A 15,813-nucleotide genomic window follows, 5' to 3' on the forward strand; every position below is an offset into this window, starting at 1 on the left:
GTACCGACTATTACACGCCGCAGGGTACCAGCCTCAAAAAGGCCTTTAATCGCTACCCCATCCGCTTCAGCCATATCAGCTCGACATTCAGCCTGTCGCGTTACCATCCCATACTGCATTATCGACGTGCCCACAAAGGGGTGGACCTGGCAGCCCGTATCGGTACCCCCATTCAAGCCACCGGTGATGGCCGCATTGAAATTATCGGCCGTCAAAGCGGTTATGGCAACATGATTAAGATTAATCATAACAAGCTTTACAGCACCATTTACGGGCACATGCTCAAATTCCAGAAAGGATTATCCCGCGGTGACTTCGTACGTCGGGGCCAGGTCATTGGTTATGTGGGTCAGACAGGTCTGGCTTCAGGTCCGCATTGCCATTATGAATTTCATATTAACGGCCAGCCTAAAAACCCGACAACGGTTACTCTGCCACGAGGGGCGCCGATCTCAGGACGCGAATTGGCCACATTTAAAGCCAATACCAATACCTTGCTTGCGCAATTGAAACTTTATGAAGAAGGCAATCTGGCCAGTAAAGCGAGAAAACAGGGTAAAAAAGGTTAATTAATCAGAATCCAAATCAAAATAAACCGGACGCGCAGCACGCTCGCCCGGTTTTTTTATTATTACGAATTAGCCAATTGACTTTGAACGGCTTGTGCCTGTTTTAAATGCTGAGCCACATGAGCACGGGTTGCTTCCAGGTACTGGCGCAATTGCGGATTCGTTGCCTGAGGAATCAATCGTTGATCCAGTAATTGCAGAGCCGCTGCATGATCTTTAACCATGGCATTGATGTAAGCACGATCAAAGGCATGATTTTGCAGACGGTTTAAGGTCGCCAGTTCTTGTCGGCCTTTGCGTTGCAATTGAGCCGCTGTTTGACCTTGCTTGGGAGCAACATCCAGTTTTTGGCTTAAACGCTCGGCTTCCTGCAGGTTTCTGCTGTGAGCCTTATTCATGGTTTCAGCATAATTTCTAACTGCATGATTGGCTGATTTTTGTTGTGCTGCATTAGCGGCAGCAATTTCGTTTTTATTCAGCACAATTAAGCTGCTTAAAATCTTGGCATCTGTTTGCTTTTGAGTTGCAGTAACAGGTGTTGCAGGCTGATTGGCATTGTTATAAAAATGAGGGTTGGTATTGCAACCGGAAGCGAACAACACGGCGCTGCAAACCAAAGAAAATAAAAGCTTTGAATTCATGACATTTCCTTATATTTTTGTTCATTATGATGATTTGATTACAGCATGAATACCAACCATGAAAGGTCGATTTCCATTTAACATTACCATAGGTTTAGATAAAATGAATACCTGATAATTAACGATTTTTAATTTTTAGTCACAGAAAATCCAGGCGGATCCTGGAATCAATGCATTAAATTATCGTAACAAATTGAGCGTCCAAGGAAGGAATCATTATGGTGAAATGGATAAACAGCATACCCCCGATCTGTCTTGTCATCGCGCTTTCAGGTTGTCAATTTCCCGATGATCCTAACCGCACTTTAAAAGCAATTTATGAAACTCATCGCTTAAAAGCAGGCGTTTGTTTAAACCATGCAACACCGTCAGAAGAAAGGAAATTATTGCAGCAATTGGCAAAGCATCTGAATGCGGAAATAACGTGGTTTTCAGACAATCAGGAAGGATTGTATCGGCAATTGCATGACTTTAAACTGGATATCGCCGCCTGCGCTATTCGTAAGGATTCACCCTGGTCTGACATCCTTGCGTTTACCATACCGTACTCCAAAAAAAATTCGGTGGCCTATGTGCTGGCTGTGCCGCCTGGTGAAAATGGCTGGCTTAAACAGGTCAATGAGTTCATTGAACAACAGAAGGAAATTCGTCATGCTGCACGTGACTAAAACACTGGAATTTCCGAAAAAATTGCAACCCATTTACGCTCAGGCTATCCGTTATGAATGGATTTCTTTTTTTTACATGATTTCCACCAGTATTTTTTCGTTTTTAGTCATGTCAAATTCGCAAACCATGAAAACAATCTGGCTTGAAGACATGCTGGGTATTATCCCCCCCGCGTCTTTCTTGATAGCCAGCCGTCTTATCAAATGGAAAGCCAATCGTAATTTCCCTTATGGCTTTCATCGTGTCACCACCATGTCTTTTTTTACCAGCTCACTGGCTTTGCTTATCCTCGGAATTTATCTTTTAGTTGATGGGATTGTTGTTCTCGTGCAACAGGAACATCCGACCATTCCTACCGTGTTTTTCTTTGGTCATTCCGTGTGGTTGGGCTTTATCATGATCCCCGCGCTGTTATGGTCCGGAATACCCTCGACCATCCTGGGTCATATCAAACTGCCGCTCTCACGAAAACTCTACGACAAGATTTTATTTACCGATTCAAAAATGAACAAAGCGAGCTGGATGAGCGCTTTTGCCAGTATTATCGGTATTCTGGGTATTGGATTAGGTTATTGGTGGGCCGATGCCTCCGTAGGAATACTGATTTCAGTCAGCATCATTCATGACGGCTATCAGAATTTTAAACAGTCTGTCTATGATTTGCTGGATGAGATTCCCAAAATGATAGGCCAGGAAAAAACGGATCCCTTGATCGCCGAAGTGAAGGCCATTATAAAACAAGAAGACTGGGTTCAGTCGGTTACCACTCGTTTTCGTGATGAGGGCCATGTCTTTTTTGGCGATATCCTTATTGAACCGAAGGCGGACGAGGTTTCTTTGGTGAAACTCAATGCTTTGCGCGATAAACTTGAACAATACAATTGGCGTTTGCATGACATTGTGCTCATGCCTGTGGTACCCCCGTCAAGATCAAGAAGGGCCAAAAAGAAGAGCGTGTAGCTCCGGCATTTCCTACTACAAAAAAAGGTAGCGGCAAACCATCACGCTCGCCACAATCCCGGCTAAATCCGCAAGGAGCCCTGCCGGAATGGCATGGCGAGTGCGTTTAATCCCAACTGCGCCAAAATAGACTGCGATGACATAAAACGTCGTTTCGGTACTGCCCATCATGGTGGCGGCTGTTTTTGAAATAAACGAATCCCCTCCGTTTTCATGAATCAATTCAGCCATGACACCCGTGGCAGCACTCCCCGAAAATGGCCTGATAAGCGCCAAGGGCAATAACTCCGACGGCATGCCAAACCATGACAGCACAGGAGCCAGAATGGCATTTAACAGTTCAAAAAAACCGGAGGCTCTGAGCATTCCAATCGCCACCATCATGGCAATCAGGTAGGGAATGATGCTGATGCTGGTTTCAAACCCCTGCTTCGCACCGCTGACAAAAGCATCAAACACATTGATTTTTTTGAATGAACCGTAAAGCGGGATACCGACTACAAAAAGCAGAAGAACCCAATTGGAAATGGCATTGGCAATCTCAATCATTGATCTCAATCTCTCTTAAACGATAGGCCGGTAATTTTGCTAATTGTTTTACTGCAACAATGGCAACCAGGGTCGAAACACTGGTGGCTATCAGGGAAGTGAAAATCACCGAGCTGGGTTGGTGAGCGCCGTTTGCCGCAAGAAATGCGATGGCTGTTGCCGGAATTAATTGCACACTCGAGGTGTTTATGGCCAAAAAAGTGCACATGGCATCGCTAGCCTGCTCCGCCTTGCCATTTAAACGTTGCAGTTCGTTCATGGCTTTAAGACCAAACGGCGTTGCTGCATTGGCCAAACCCAGCATGTTCGCGGCAATGTTCATAACCATGGCCCCCATGGCTGGATCATCCACGGGGACATCAGGAAACAAGGGCCGCAGGACCGGCTTAAGCCAGTGCGCAAAGCGATTCACCAGGCCTGATTCCGACGCAATCGCCATAATACCCAGCCACAAGGCCATAATGCCGCTTAAGCCCAGTGCGATTTCAAAGCCAAGTTTGGCTGAGTCGGTCACCGCATGCACAACATTATCCAACCGTCCTTCAATGGCTCCAACGACCACTGACAAAACGATCATCCCCAACCATATTGCATTCAGCATTCTTGTACCTCTGTTGCATCAGGGTTAAAATTGACCATCAAATCTGCCGAGAACGCCATGAGAAAAACCTGCCAGACATTATTATCCTGCATGATAACCCTGACTCTCGGCCTGTCCGCTTTTTCTGCTCACGCAGAGGCCACGGAAGAAAAGCAGGCAACCGCCACTTTAAAGGGACTATATCACAGCCTCAATCACATACCGAATTTTGATATGGCACAACGTCTTGAAAAAATCAGCGGCTATTTCCTGGGAAAACCCTATGTACTCGGGGCTTTGGGCGAAGGGCGTCTTGCGCGTTTTGATCAATACCCGCGTTACCGTACGGATGCATTTGATTGCGAAACCTACGTCACCACCATAGTGGCCATTGCGCTGGCCGACAATGCGCAGACTTTTCAACACTGCCTGAGAAATCTTCGCTACAGTCAGGGTCGATTGGGTTTTATCCATCGCAATCATTTTACCGGCTTGGACTGGAACCACAATAATCAACGTCAGGGTTACGTTAAAGACATCACGACCACCATTGTCGATGACAAAGGAAATCCGGTGTTTAAAACCGCGACCGCTTATATTGATAAACCCTCGTGGTATGGGCATTTTGGAGACGATCACATTCGTTTGCTTCACCCCTTACCGCACCAGAAACAGCAACGGCTTCATGAGTTACAAACCCTGGGAAACAAACTGCCGCGCACGGTGTCGAATCTGCCCTACCTGCCGTTTACAGCGTTGTTTGATGCCAAGGGCAAGGCTAACCAATACCTGTTCAAGCAGATTCCTGAGGCCGCCATCGTTGAAATCGTCAGACCCAATTGGAATTTACGCAAACAAATTGGCACCAACCTCAATGTATCGCACTTGGGCTTTGTCTTCTGGAAAAATGGAGAACCCATTTTCCGTCAAGCGTCTTCCCAATACGGCAAAGTGGTCGACGTGTCGCTAATTGACTACCTTTTACAGGCACAGAGCAGCCCGACAATAAAAGGCATCAACATCCAGGTCGTCCTTCCGTCAAAACCCTTGTCCAATGGTTGCCACGTCAGGAGCTGATTAAATCTGGAAATAAGTCCCGATGGCCATGGTGCGGTTGTAAGGCAGTTTATAAAATTCGATATTGAGGTTCACCGAGTAATTGCGCATCAGAAAGGCAAATAGTTTTTCCTGCCAATAAAAATTAAGCGATCGTTTCTCACGCGACGCCATGATATTGGGAATTTCCACCAGGTAAGTGGCATTATCCACATTCAGTTTAAACGGCAGAATCGCCTTCTCATTTAACGTTTCCAGCGCCTCGGGGATGGAAATGTTATCCATAAAGCCATAATTCAGTGTCAATTCATAAATGGTTTCATCGAGTTTATTGACTTCAAAACGGTGTTTAACGTAAATGTGCGGGCGATTACGCACGATATAATTAACTATCAGAATGTTTTGAGGAACGGACAGACTCAGTTTCAGGAAATGAAGAAAACTCCCCCCGCTTCGATCGTAAGTATCGGTAATAAAAATCGCTGTTAGACCGGGAAGTTTATTTAAGGTTTTATAATGCAATTGCTTCACTATTTTGGAAATGTCTTCTTTTGCCATGTAGTAATTGTTTTTTAAATACTGCAAGCCGTTATTCCAGGTAAACATAATGGTCGCAACAACCAGGGCAAAACCAATCGGCACCCATCCGCCGGTAATGAATTTGTGCGAGTTGGAGGCCAGAAACAGCAAATCAACGGACACGAACACCGAGAACACCACAAGCATCTTGATCATTGACCAATGCCAAACCTTGACCGACGCATACGCAACCATCAGGGTAACCATCAGCATGGTGAGGTTAACGGCGATGCCGTAAGCATGGGCAAGATTGGCGGAATTCTGGAAAATAACAATCAGCAGCAACGTCCCTATCATTAGGAAAAAATTAACCTGGGGTATGTAAATCTGCCCTGCATGCTCCTTGGAGGTTTGAACGATCTGCAGCTTGGGATAAAGCCCAAGCAACACCGCTTGCCGCGTCAATGAAAAGGTCGCGGTAATCAACGCCTGGGAAGCAATGATGGTGGCAATGGTTGAGATGATGAGCAGGGGGATAAAAAAACCGTCGGGCGCAAGATTGTAAAACGGGTTGTCAATGTCCTCAGGATGGGCCAGGAGATTGGCGCATTGGCCAAAATAATTCAGTAACAGGCAGGGCAAGGCAATCATGAACCAACTGGCACGGATAGGGTTTTTACCAAAATGACCGATGTCAGCATACATGGCCTCCCCTCCGGTCACCACCAGAAAAACACCGCCCAAAAGGAAAAATCCTTTCATGCCGTTTTCTCGAAAAAACTCAAATGCATAATACGGATTAACCGCTTTCAGCACCTCGGGATTATCCATAATTTTATTCACACCGAGGATGGCGATGGTCACAAACCAAATCAACAACAGGGGGCCGAAAGCAAAACCGATTTTGGATGTTCCTTTGTATTGCAGGGAAAATAAAGCGACTAGAATGAGGCAGGATAAAGGCACCACCCATTTTTCCAGTTGCGGCGACACGGTTTTTAAACCCTCGATGGAGCTGGTGACTGAAATAGCCGGCGTCAGCATCCCGTCCCCAATTAATAATCCGGCTCCAAAAATAGCGACGAGATAAAACAGGTGTTCGTGGCGGGCACGCTTGCGTTTCAAAAGGGCCAGCAAGGCCAGGATACCCCCTTCACCATCGTTGTCGGCACGCAGAACCACCGCCAGGTATTTGAGAGAAATCACAATGATCAGCGACCAGAAAACCAGGGATAAAACCCCCATAACATCGAGCTGATTGATGGGAAGTCCCCACAGGGTTTCACGAATGGCATACAAAGGGCTGGTTCCAATATCCCCAAATACCACCCCCAATGCCGCCAGGGTTAATTTGAATGAAAATTTTTTCTCTGCCATGCGCAAGACATCCATTGAGACGGCCTTTCACTATAACCAATGCTGATGGCCTTTCGTAGTCTGTTAAGCAGTTTTTTTATCTAATGCTTTAATTTACAATGGATTATTTCATCCATAACCTTGGCAACCGGCCCGTCAGCAGAAAATGAGGGCATTGATTGCGAAATAGGCAGGGATGCTTAATAATGAGGGATAGATCTGTAACAGGAGTAGGAATGTCATCCAAATACGCCGCCCGATACCTGGCTATATCAAGCCTGCTGCTGCCTTTGTCTTTGAGCGGCTGCTACAAACCACCCTACAATAATTTCAAACCTTATAATACCATGCCCAAATACACGGCCAAGGGAGCAACCTATGGTCTTATTGCCGGTACCGTGGCCAGTGCCGCCAGTTCAGCAGCCATCCCAGGGGGCATCGTGGTCGGCGGTATTGCGGGAGCAGCCACCAGTCTTTATAAGGAAACCAAACAAGCCATCGTCAACGATCTGAATGAACAGGACATTCAATTTGTTGAATACGGCGATACCATGACGTTAATTGTTCCTACCGACCGTTATTATGTCTTTGATACACCGGAATTGAACGATATCTGTTATCCGGCCCTGGTCAATATTGTGCGATTGCTTCGTTTATATCCAAATAGTACTATCTATGTTGCAGGGTTTACCGATAATATCGGTTCAAGGCGACATAAACAAAAGCTGTCGCAAGCCCGCGCCGAAGCCATGCTGACTTTTTTATGGGCCAATGGCATTCAAGCCCAGCGCCTGACGGCGGAAGGGTATGGCGACAAGTATGACGTTTCAGACAATAAAATCATTCATGGCAGCGCCCAGAACCGCCGTGTGGAAATACAATGGTTTAATGCGCCGATTGCGCGCCCCGCGCCCATGCCGGCCGTGGCCATGACAAAATAGTGCTCTACCGGAGCACCCAAAACCCAAAGCCTCAAGGATGCGAAGCTTGTAAGTGTTAAGGACAGGATTCTTCATTGGAGGTAATTATGAAATCCAGATTCATTGGCGGCATTCTTCTTGTTGTAGGCACATCCATTGGCGGCGGCATGTTGGCACTGCCGGTAGCTAATGCCGCGACCGGTTTCTGGCAATCAGCCTTCTTTCTTTTTTTATGTTGGGCGGTCATGACCTTGGGCGCTTTGTTTATCCTTGAAGCCAACCTCTATTTGCCCCGTGGAAAACACATGGTTTCCATGGCGGAGGCCACCCTGGGCAAAGCAGGGTTATTGGCTGCCTGGCTCAGCTACCTCTTTCTCCTGTATACCCTTTTATCCGCCTACATCTCAGGCGGGGCGGACATTTTTGCCAGCCTGTTTTCCCGTCTAGGACTGCATCTCAATGAATGGCAGGCCAGTTTATTATTTACCTTAGCCTTTGGGGCGGTGGTTTATGCCGGGATCCGCAGCGTCGATTTGCTCAACCGGGGCCTGATGTTCGGTAAACTGGGCGTGTATTTGATTCTGGTCGTCCTGATCGCGCCCCACATTCAATTAAATTACCTCGATGGCGGCAATTACCGTTACATTGCCGGTAGCATCATGCTGTTAATCACGTCGTTTGGTTTCGCCATCATCGTTCCCAATCTTCGCGAATACTTTAATGATGACATCAAAACATTGAGGCGGGTGATTTTAATTGGCTCCTTTATTCCCCTGCTTTGCTACCTGGCGTGGGATGCGGTGATCATTGGCACCCTGCCCTCCACAGGCGATTCCGGATTGGCCGCGTTAATGCACAGTGATCGCACCAACAGCGAATTAGCGGCCATGCTCGCAAAAACCGTGCACAGCACCCTCATCACGTCCCTGTTTAATTTCTTTACTTCCATTTGCATGCTCACGGCCTTTCTGGGTGTTTCGCTCTGCCTGATAAGCTTTCTCGCTGACGGTCTTAAAGTGCAACAGAAAGGCAAGGAAGGTGCGGGGTTGTTTGTGTTAACCTTCCTCCCCCCCCTGCTTCTGGTGCTTTACTATCCCGGAGCCTACATTTCCGCGCTGAGTTATGCCGGTATTTTTTGTGTGATTTTATTGTTGCTTTTACCCGCGTTGATGGTCATGCTGGGGCGGAAAAAATTTAAAAGTGAATACCAGGTCCCCGGCGGGAAGCTAACCCCGGTTTTTGTGATTTTTTGTTCATTTTTATTATTAATTCATGCAGTATTGCAGATGCTGCATGTGCTATAGGCCGCTTCGCTTGCGCGGTCTATTGACTATGGGGAATATATTCTTTAATATATTGTATTAAATTTATACATAATGGACTTTAAATTGGCAAACTCTAAATTCATCGGCGGCATTCTTCTTATTGTAGGTACTTCCATTGGTGGAGGAATGCTGGCCTTACCCGTTTCGACAGCGGAAGTTGGTTTTACCAATTCCATTTTTTTCCTGATTTTATGCTGGCTTATCATGACCGTCGGCGCGTTGTTGATCCTTGAAGTGAATCTGCGTTTACCCGCGGGCAGTAACATGGTTTCCATGGCAAAATCCACCCTGGGTCTACCCGGTCAGATTATCGCCTGGATTACTTATCTTTTCCTGCTTTACACCCTCTTGGCCGCTTATATTTCGGGTGGCAGCGATGTTCTTGGAGGTATTTTAGGGCGTGCTCATTTAACGATGCCAAACTGGATTACGGCCCTGGTATTTACCGGCTTGTTCAGTCTCGTGGTTTATGCGGGAATTCGGGCCGTCGATTATGTCAACCGTGGTTTAATGTTCGGTAAACTTGGCATTTACCTGTTGCTGGTTGTGATCATCAGTCCCCATGTCAACGTCAGCACTCTAAGCGGGGGCTCCATCAAGGCAATTACCGGCAGCCTGATGATCCTGGTCACCTCTTTTGGTTTCGCATCCATTGTACCCAGCCTTCGCGACTATTTTAATGACGACGTGGCTGCCTTGCGCAAAGTGATTCTGTTTGGCTCGTTGATTCCTCTGACCTGTTATATCCTCTGGGATGCGGTCATTATGGGCGTTATTGCACGTGATGGGGCAGATGGATTAATTGCCTTAGCCAGCAATGAACACACCACCAGCGGCCTCACAGACTCCTTAAGCCATGCGGTTCACAGTCAATGGATTACCGGCTTTTTTGGCTTTTTCACCTCCATTTGCATGGTGACTGCCTTTTTAGGCGTATCCATTGGTTTATTTGACTTTCTAGCCGATGGCTTGTCCCTTAAGAAATCAGGCTTGCAGGGTAAATGGACGTTGGCACTGACATTCCTCCCCCCCCTGATGGTCGTTCTGGTTAATCCTGGAATCTACCTGCATGCGCTGGCTTACGCCGGGGTTTGTTGCATCATCCTGCTGCTGCTGATGCCTGCCGTCATGACCTGGCGGGCTCGCCGCGTCAATCCCGATGGGGGTATTGTGCTGGTCCCGGGCGGTAATCTGTTACTGGGCAGCGTGGTGCTGGTCGCTCTTTTTCTTTTAACCCTGGCGATATAACCAACAGCTGTTTGAGGTTGTCCAATGCGAATGGACAGCCTCAAAGCCTAGTCTGTTATTGATAAAAGCTTTCAGGCGGGTTACTTTCCAATTCCTGTCTTAATTCTTCACTGAGCAGGGTTTCAACCCGTAACGGGTCAACCCAATAGGTTTGCAGAACCAGCAGTGTTTTATAAGCCAGATCCACATTCCTTGTAATTAATTCTTCCATCACTTTAAACAGTTGCGCTTCCTGCGTATCCGGTATGAGCGTTGGCGGATTGGCTAAATCCTCAAGGAACTTGGCAAACATCTGGTTAAAATAACCTTGCACCATTTTTGGCACCGGGATGTTGCCATCAAAAATACGATGATCGGCGCTGATGGATACCGGTAGAATATCCTGAGGCTCAAATGCCTGTGTTTCTTTATTCCATACAGGCTTCCGATCGACTTCCAGCAGCGTAAACTTCATGGCTTCATTGCAGCGCAGAGGTGATTTGGTACGCACGTAGCCGCAAAATCCAATATTACTTAACGACACCACCGCATTACCTGGCAAGGGGTAATCATAGCCATCAGTTGCCAGTTCATAGAGCATTTTTTCGAGCTTAACGCTTAAGTGAGGGTATGTTTTTTCCAGGTATTCGCGCTTCTTAAAACAATACACCATCATTTTCATGATGTTGCGAACTCGTACGGCAATTTCCTGAAAGGCCATGCGGTGGCAATTTTCAAAAACGATGGTGCCAATGTGATCGCCGCAATCAGGCAATTTAACAATTAATCCCATGTAGGCTTCTTTGCTTTGGAACAATTGCCGGTAATTTAAAAAGGAACGAAACGAATCCGTTTCACTTAATCCCAGGCTGACAGCCTGCAGCATGAGAATGGTTACGGTTTCAGGAGGAAATTTTTTATTAAAGAAATCGATGCAACTGATGTTGAGATTAAATTCACCAACCATGGTGGGATCAGAGGGATCACTCCATTGCGTCATGAAGACTTTTCGAATTGGGGTCATCTCCACCGCGTAATGCAATTCTGACATCTCACGAATTCGTGGAAAAAGCTCCTCGCCTACTTTCATGAAAAATTGCCAGTTGTCGCTGGGCTTTAAATTGATTTTTTCAAGCTGCTGCAGGTGTTTCTGATTAAGCGACTGCAGGAAATCAATGGTGCCATCCACACCCAGCAACGAACAAACAGAAAACATGTATTTGTATTGCAGAAAAATATTAGTCAGCAACTGCTCTTCGAGAAAAGCCATTTTTTCACGGACTTCGTCCATATCAGGCAAACCAATGTCTTTGTACAGATCGGCTTCACACACATGGCGGTGCTCATCGTCAATGATAGTCTCAAACACCCGCGGCGCGACACCCTGTTTTTTAAGACTATAAAAAATTTCTTCAATCCAGCCTTCGCCGATAAGATTAAGCAGCATCACCGCTACTTTAGGACAGTCTTCGTTACGAATAAAATTACACAACACTTCAATGTGTTCGTTGTACGCTGGCGGCATTGCGTGAGGGGCTGAAAGCATGTACACAATTTTGGTAAACACCAGGCCATGGAAAATTTCATCCAGGAATTGTACCCTCATGCGCTGCCGGTGTTCTTCAGAGGACATTTTGTCCTGAAATTTTAAAGGCACCTGAATGGCAAGGACTTCGAGTTGAGCCAGTAAGGAAAATGTAAAAACATACAATAGCTTATGATTCTTCAACTCAAAAGGCAGACCGTCTTTGAACAGTTCATCCATACGTTGGCGAATAAGATTTTTTTCCTCTTCCGTGATTTTGTTCCAGCCTTCCAGAATCCATTGCTCAGAACCCCAGGCCGTACGGAGAAATTCATTAAGCTCACTCACTGTTAAAACCCCTTTTCATTGATGCAGAAGCATCATACCCACAGCCGACTAACAGCGTCAACCTTAAAGCCTGGGCAGTTTTTTAAAGAAAAAGAAAATTTGCATTCAGGGGAAAACAGGATCACAATTCGGTTTAGGCACACGGGGGCTGCATGCCCTGTTAAATGGAGCGGTTTACACTCTGTCTACCCAGTTATGAATAAAACCAAACCCTTTTTAAAATGGGCAGGAAACAAATTCCACTGCCTGGAATTCATCTTGAAATCCCTCCCACCCGGTCAACGCCTGATAGAGCCTTTTGCCGGTTCCGGCGCGGTCTTTATCAATTCGAGTTATACTTCCTACCTTCTCGCGGAGCGCAATCTTGACTTAATTACGCTTTACAATCACTTACGAGAAGAAGGCAATGACTTTATTGATTATTGTGAGCACTACTTTATTCCTCTCAATAATTCGCCACAACAGTATTACCACCTGCGGCAACAATTTAATCAAACTCTGCCGTCGCGGGAACGCGCAGCCTTGTTCCTTTATTTAAATCGCCATGGGTATAATGGGTTATGCCGGTTTAATCTGAAAGGATTTTATAATGTGCCTTTTGGCCGTTACCGCAAGCCTTATTTTCCCAGACAGGAAATGGGGCTGTTCCATCAGCGCAGCCAGTCTGTGCAGTTTATGCACGCGGATTTTCGTGAGACCTTTGCTATGGCAGCAAAAGGGGACATCGTCTATTGCGATCCACCCTATGTTCCGCTGTCAGCCAGTGCCAGTTTTTCGTCTTACATTGACAAGCGATTCAGCGAGCGTGATCAAATTGAATTGGCCGAACTGGCCAAAGCCTCAGCAAACAAAGGCGTCACCGTGGTCATTTCTAACCATGATACGCCATTTACCCGTTACCACTACCGGGACAGCGACATCATTTCCTTTCCCGTCAAGCGTCTGATCAGTTGCAAAGCACATCAACGGCGACCGGTTCAAGAACTGGTCGCCGTGTTTCGATGAGCGTTTAGTGGTGTGTGGATGTGGCATCTTTCATGAAAAAAGCAAAAATGGCCACTAACAGTAACGAAATGGGCAACACCGAGAGAGCAACTTGATAATCAACCACCGTGTAGACGTGTTCGCCGTTGACTAAATGGCTGTCGCCAAAAGTATCCAGTAATTTACCCACCAACGGTTGAAAAATCACACCGCCTAAAGTCACAATCATGTTCACCGCAGCAAAGACGGTTCCGGATAACTTGGCACCGCTGTTTTCTTTACCCATGATGAACACGATAATTTCGGTGGCGCTGAACACCCCGTAAAGAAACAACAACACGTTGAGCCAGAAATAGGACAATCCTGGATAATACAGCACCAGACTGATGCATCCCAATCCCAGAATCGCCCCCATCACCAGGAACAACACGCGGCGCCCGGTTAAGTCAGAGAAATAGCCGGCCAAAGGTGCACCGACTGCCCAGCCAAGGAACATCGCGGAAATCGAATGAGCCGCCTCAATTTTGCTTAAGTGATGTGCCTGTTCCAGATACGTTTTGCCCCATAATTCACCAAAAACTGAAAGGGAGGTATACAGGCAGGCCCCTACAAAACCAACAAGCCAGACTTGCGGCGACAACAGCACAAAACGGACATTTTGCCAAAATTCAGGCATGGGAATCTGACTGGCGGGTTTCCCTTCCGGGCCATCGCGGACGACTAGGAAAATAATTAACGTCAGCACGCCGCCAATGGTGACCATCAGGTTTAACACATGCAACCAGCCCATGGTCTCGGCAATGTCGGTGATTTTTACTTCACCGTAGACTAAACCCAGCATACCCAGTGTGGTAATTAATCCTGCAACCAGAGAAAAATAACGCCGGGGCAGCCACTGCAGGGCCAGAGACAGAACGCCGACAAACGCGAAGGAAGAACCAAAGCCCACTAAAAAGCGGCCACTGCCGGCAATAAGCATGGAGGAAGTGATGGTAAACATCCAGGAGCCCAGAGTACAGCACAGGCAGGCAAAAGTCAGAAGACGCCTCGGACCAAAGCGATCCATTAACATCCCCACTGGCAATTGCATGGGTGAATAGGCAAAATAATAGAATGCGGATAATTCACCAAAGGTCGTGGCTGAAATATGCCCAAAAGCAGCGCTCAATTCGCTCTGTAAGGCCCCCGGAAGAATGCGTAAGACGAATTCGTAGCAGTAGAAAAAAGCGCCTACTGCACAAATCAGACTACCAAGGATAGCCTGTCTTTTACTGATTGACTTAATGGTTAGCGTCTGCATGAGTTTCATCTAGAAAGAAAGTTAATATGGCAGCCAGCACAATCCCTAAAGGAATAATGGATAAGGCAAATTGATAATCGCTGGCCGTATACAGTTGCGCCAGTTTATCCGTAGAGAGCGCATCCAAACCGGCAGCGTGCGTATGCACCGACAAACTGAAATCCAGTAAGCGGCCCACCAGGGGTTGCAGGAACATGGCGCCCAGCATGACAATCATGTTGGTCATGGCAATGGCCGTTCCTGCCGCTTCATTGGGGCTTAACTCACGGCCCACGGCAAATACGATGCATTGGGCGCTGTAAAGCAGGCCTAACACAAACATCAGTACGTCAATACCAATCTCTGTCAATCCCGGCATGTAAAGAACCATCATCATAACAATGGCCGCTCCCACCGCACCGATGACCATCGGCAATTTACGCCGTTTTAATTTGTCCGAGAGCAACCCGAATAAGGGGGCGCCAATGGTAAAACCCAGGAAGAGCAGGGAATTGGCTAAATCAGCCGCTTCCAGCGATAAACCGTGTGCATTTTTTAAATAGGGAATGCCCCAGAGTTCAGCAAACACGGTAGCCGGCAAATAAACCAGGCAGCCATACATGCCATTGATCCAGATTTGTCTATTGCGGGCGATGATGCCTAAATCCGTCATGCTTTGACGGAAATTTTCTACTGTCCCGCTTTGACGCTGGTTGCGATGCCTGTCGCGAATACCGAACCAAAGAACAAAAATTAAACCAATGCCAAAAATGGCCGTGTAGTTTACTGTTTCACGCCAGCCCAGCTTGATAACCATGTATCCCAATAAATTATCGCCAAGCATGGCACCAATGGTACCCAGCGCGGAGGCCATACCGGACACCATGGCCAGCTTGTCTTCCGGTAACCAGATGGTGGCTAGTTTCAATACACCGACGAAGGCGAATGCGGATCCAAAACCCACGAGAAAACGGCCAACTGCCGCTACCCAGAACAATTGCGTGCCGCAGAAAATAAACGTACCGACGACACAAACCATGCAGGCCAGTGTCAGTAACACACGGGGACCGTAGCGATCGAGCAGGACACCTACGGGAATTTGCAGAGGAACGTAAGCGTAATAATAAAAGGCAGACAACAACCCGAAACCGGTTGCAGACAGATTAAAATGTTCCCTTAATGCAGGCTCCATCACACTGGGGGATATTCTTAATAAATACTCATAGCTGTAATACAGAGCACCAAGACCACAAATTAACCAGGCCATGACCATGTATTTTTTTTCATTCATAGTACGCAAAACTGA

The 15,813-nt window shown here is 46.9% G+C and carries 15 protein-coding genes (1 of these 15 cut by a window edge); 8 read left to right on the forward strand and 7 right to left on the reverse strand.

All coding sequences use genetic code 11. The features are described from left to right. Positions 1-569, forward strand: partial view of a peptidoglycan DD-metalloendopeptidase family protein gene (locus GH742_RS12980; protein WP_203455317.1) — the end only. The gene continues 862 nt to the left of window position 1, outside the view; 569 of the gene's 1,431 nt are visible here — the last part of the coding sequence; its start codon lies off the left edge, out of view; it ends in the stop codon at positions 567-569. A gap of 62 nt (positions 570-631) precedes the next feature. Here GH742_RS12980 and GH742_RS12985 read toward each other — a convergent pair whose 3' ends face one another. After that, on the reverse strand, positions 632-1,210 hold the full coding sequence (locus GH742_RS12985; protein ID WP_203455318.1) for a DUF4142 domain-containing protein: 579 nt from the start codon (positions 1,208-1,210) through the stop codon (positions 632-634). 218 nt (positions 1,211-1,428) lie between these two features. On the opposite strand from GH742_RS12985, the gene GH742_RS12990 reads away from it, so the two are divergent. Both GH742_RS12990 and GH742_RS12995 read left to right on the forward strand, forming a co-directional pair. Then, the gene (locus GH742_RS12990; RefSeq protein WP_203455319.1) at positions 1,429-1,878 is read left to right on the forward strand and encodes a hypothetical protein; all 450 of its coding nucleotides are present in this window, start codon (positions 1,429-1,431) and stop codon (positions 1,876-1,878) included. Next, a complete protein-coding gene (locus GH742_RS12995) occupies positions 1,862-2,839 on the forward strand; it encodes a cation transporter (RefSeq protein WP_203455320.1) in 978 nt (325 codons plus the stop codon). The genes GH742_RS12990 and GH742_RS12995 overlap by 17 nt, the downstream gene beginning before the upstream one ends. Positions 2,840-2,854: 15 nt before the next feature. Here the strand turns inward: GH742_RS12995 and GH742_RS13000 are convergent, their stop codons facing one another. Next, complete coding sequence (locus GH742_RS13000) at positions 2,855-3,388, reverse strand: spore maturation protein (protein ID WP_203455321.1); 534 nt, start codon at positions 3,386-3,388, stop codon at positions 2,855-2,857. Continuing rightward, positions 3,381-3,989, reverse strand: a complete 609-nt coding sequence (locus GH742_RS13005; protein ID WP_203455322.1) for a nucleoside recognition domain-containing protein — start codon at positions 3,987-3,989, stop codon at positions 3,381-3,383. Before GH742_RS13005 ends, GH742_RS13000 begins: the two co-directional genes overlap by 8 nt. A 57-nt stretch (positions 3,990-4,046) precedes the next feature. On the opposite strand from GH742_RS13005, the gene GH742_RS13010 reads away from it, so the two are divergent. Then, entirely contained in the window at positions 4,047-5,045 is a 999-nt protein-coding gene (locus GH742_RS13010; RefSeq protein ID WP_203455323.1) for an N-acetylmuramoyl-L-alanine amidase-like domain-containing protein, read from the forward strand. Here GH742_RS13010 and GH742_RS13015 read toward each other — a convergent pair whose 3' ends face one another. Next, positions 5,046-6,920 (reverse strand): potassium transporter Kup, encoded by a 1,875-nt coding sequence (locus tag GH742_RS13015; protein WP_203455324.1) that lies wholly within the window; start codon positions 6,918-6,920, stop codon positions 5,046-5,048. It lies immediately after the preceding gene. Between the two features lie 215 nt (positions 6,921-7,135). On the opposite strand from GH742_RS13015, the gene cmpA reads away from it, so the two are divergent. The 3 genes from cmpA to GH742_RS13030 all read left to right on the forward strand — a co-directional run bounded on the left by cmpA (position 7,136) and on the right by GH742_RS13030 (position 10,392). Beyond that, on the forward strand, positions 7,136-7,840 hold the full coding sequence (gene cmpA, locus GH742_RS13020; RefSeq protein ID WP_203455325.1) for a C-OmpA-like family protein CmpA: 705 nt from the start codon (positions 7,136-7,138) through the stop codon (positions 7,838-7,840). Positions 7,841-7,926: 86 nt separating this feature from the next. Continuing rightward, a complete protein-coding gene (locus GH742_RS13025; RefSeq protein ID WP_203455326.1) occupies positions 7,927-9,123 on the forward strand; it encodes an amino acid permease in 1,197 nt (398 codons plus the stop codon). Between the two features lie 84 nt (positions 9,124-9,207). After that, positions 9,208-10,392, forward strand: a complete 1,185-nt coding sequence (locus tag GH742_RS13030) for an amino acid permease (RefSeq protein ID WP_203455327.1) — start codon at positions 9,208-9,210, stop codon at positions 10,390-10,392. A 55-nt stretch (positions 10,393-10,447) separates the two neighbouring features. Here GH742_RS13030 and GH742_RS13035 read toward each other — a convergent pair whose 3' ends face one another. After that, a complete protein-coding gene (locus GH742_RS13035) occupies positions 10,448-12,244 on the reverse strand; it encodes a 2-oxo acid dehydrogenase subunit E2 (RefSeq protein WP_203455328.1) in 1,797 nt (598 codons plus the stop codon). Between the two features lie 195 nt (positions 12,245-12,439). Between GH742_RS13035 and GH742_RS13040 the strand changes: the two genes are divergently transcribed. Then, positions 12,440-13,249 (forward strand): Dam family site-specific DNA-(adenine-N6)-methyltransferase, encoded by an 810-nt coding sequence (locus tag GH742_RS13040; RefSeq protein WP_203455329.1) that lies wholly within the window; start codon positions 12,440-12,442, stop codon positions 13,247-13,249. A gap of 4 nt (positions 13,250-13,253) precedes the next feature. Here the strand turns inward: GH742_RS13040 and GH742_RS13045 are convergent, their stop codons facing one another. Further along, on the reverse strand, positions 13,254-14,528 hold the full coding sequence (locus GH742_RS13045; protein WP_203455330.1) for an MFS transporter: 1,275 nt from the start codon (positions 14,526-14,528) through the stop codon (positions 13,254-13,256). After that, positions 14,509-15,798 carry an MFS transporter gene (locus tag GH742_RS13050; protein WP_203456958.1) on the reverse strand — a complete coding sequence of 430 codons (1,290 nt, stop codon included), beginning with the start codon at positions 15,796-15,798 and terminating at the stop codon, positions 14,509-14,511. The genes GH742_RS13045 and GH742_RS13050 overlap by 20 nt, the downstream gene beginning before the upstream one ends. Positions 15,799-15,813: the final 15 nt, after the last annotated feature.

This window comes from Legionella sp. MW5194, assembly GCF_016864235.1.
Lineage (GTDB): Bacteria > Pseudomonadota > Gammaproteobacteria > Legionellales > Legionellaceae > Legionella_C.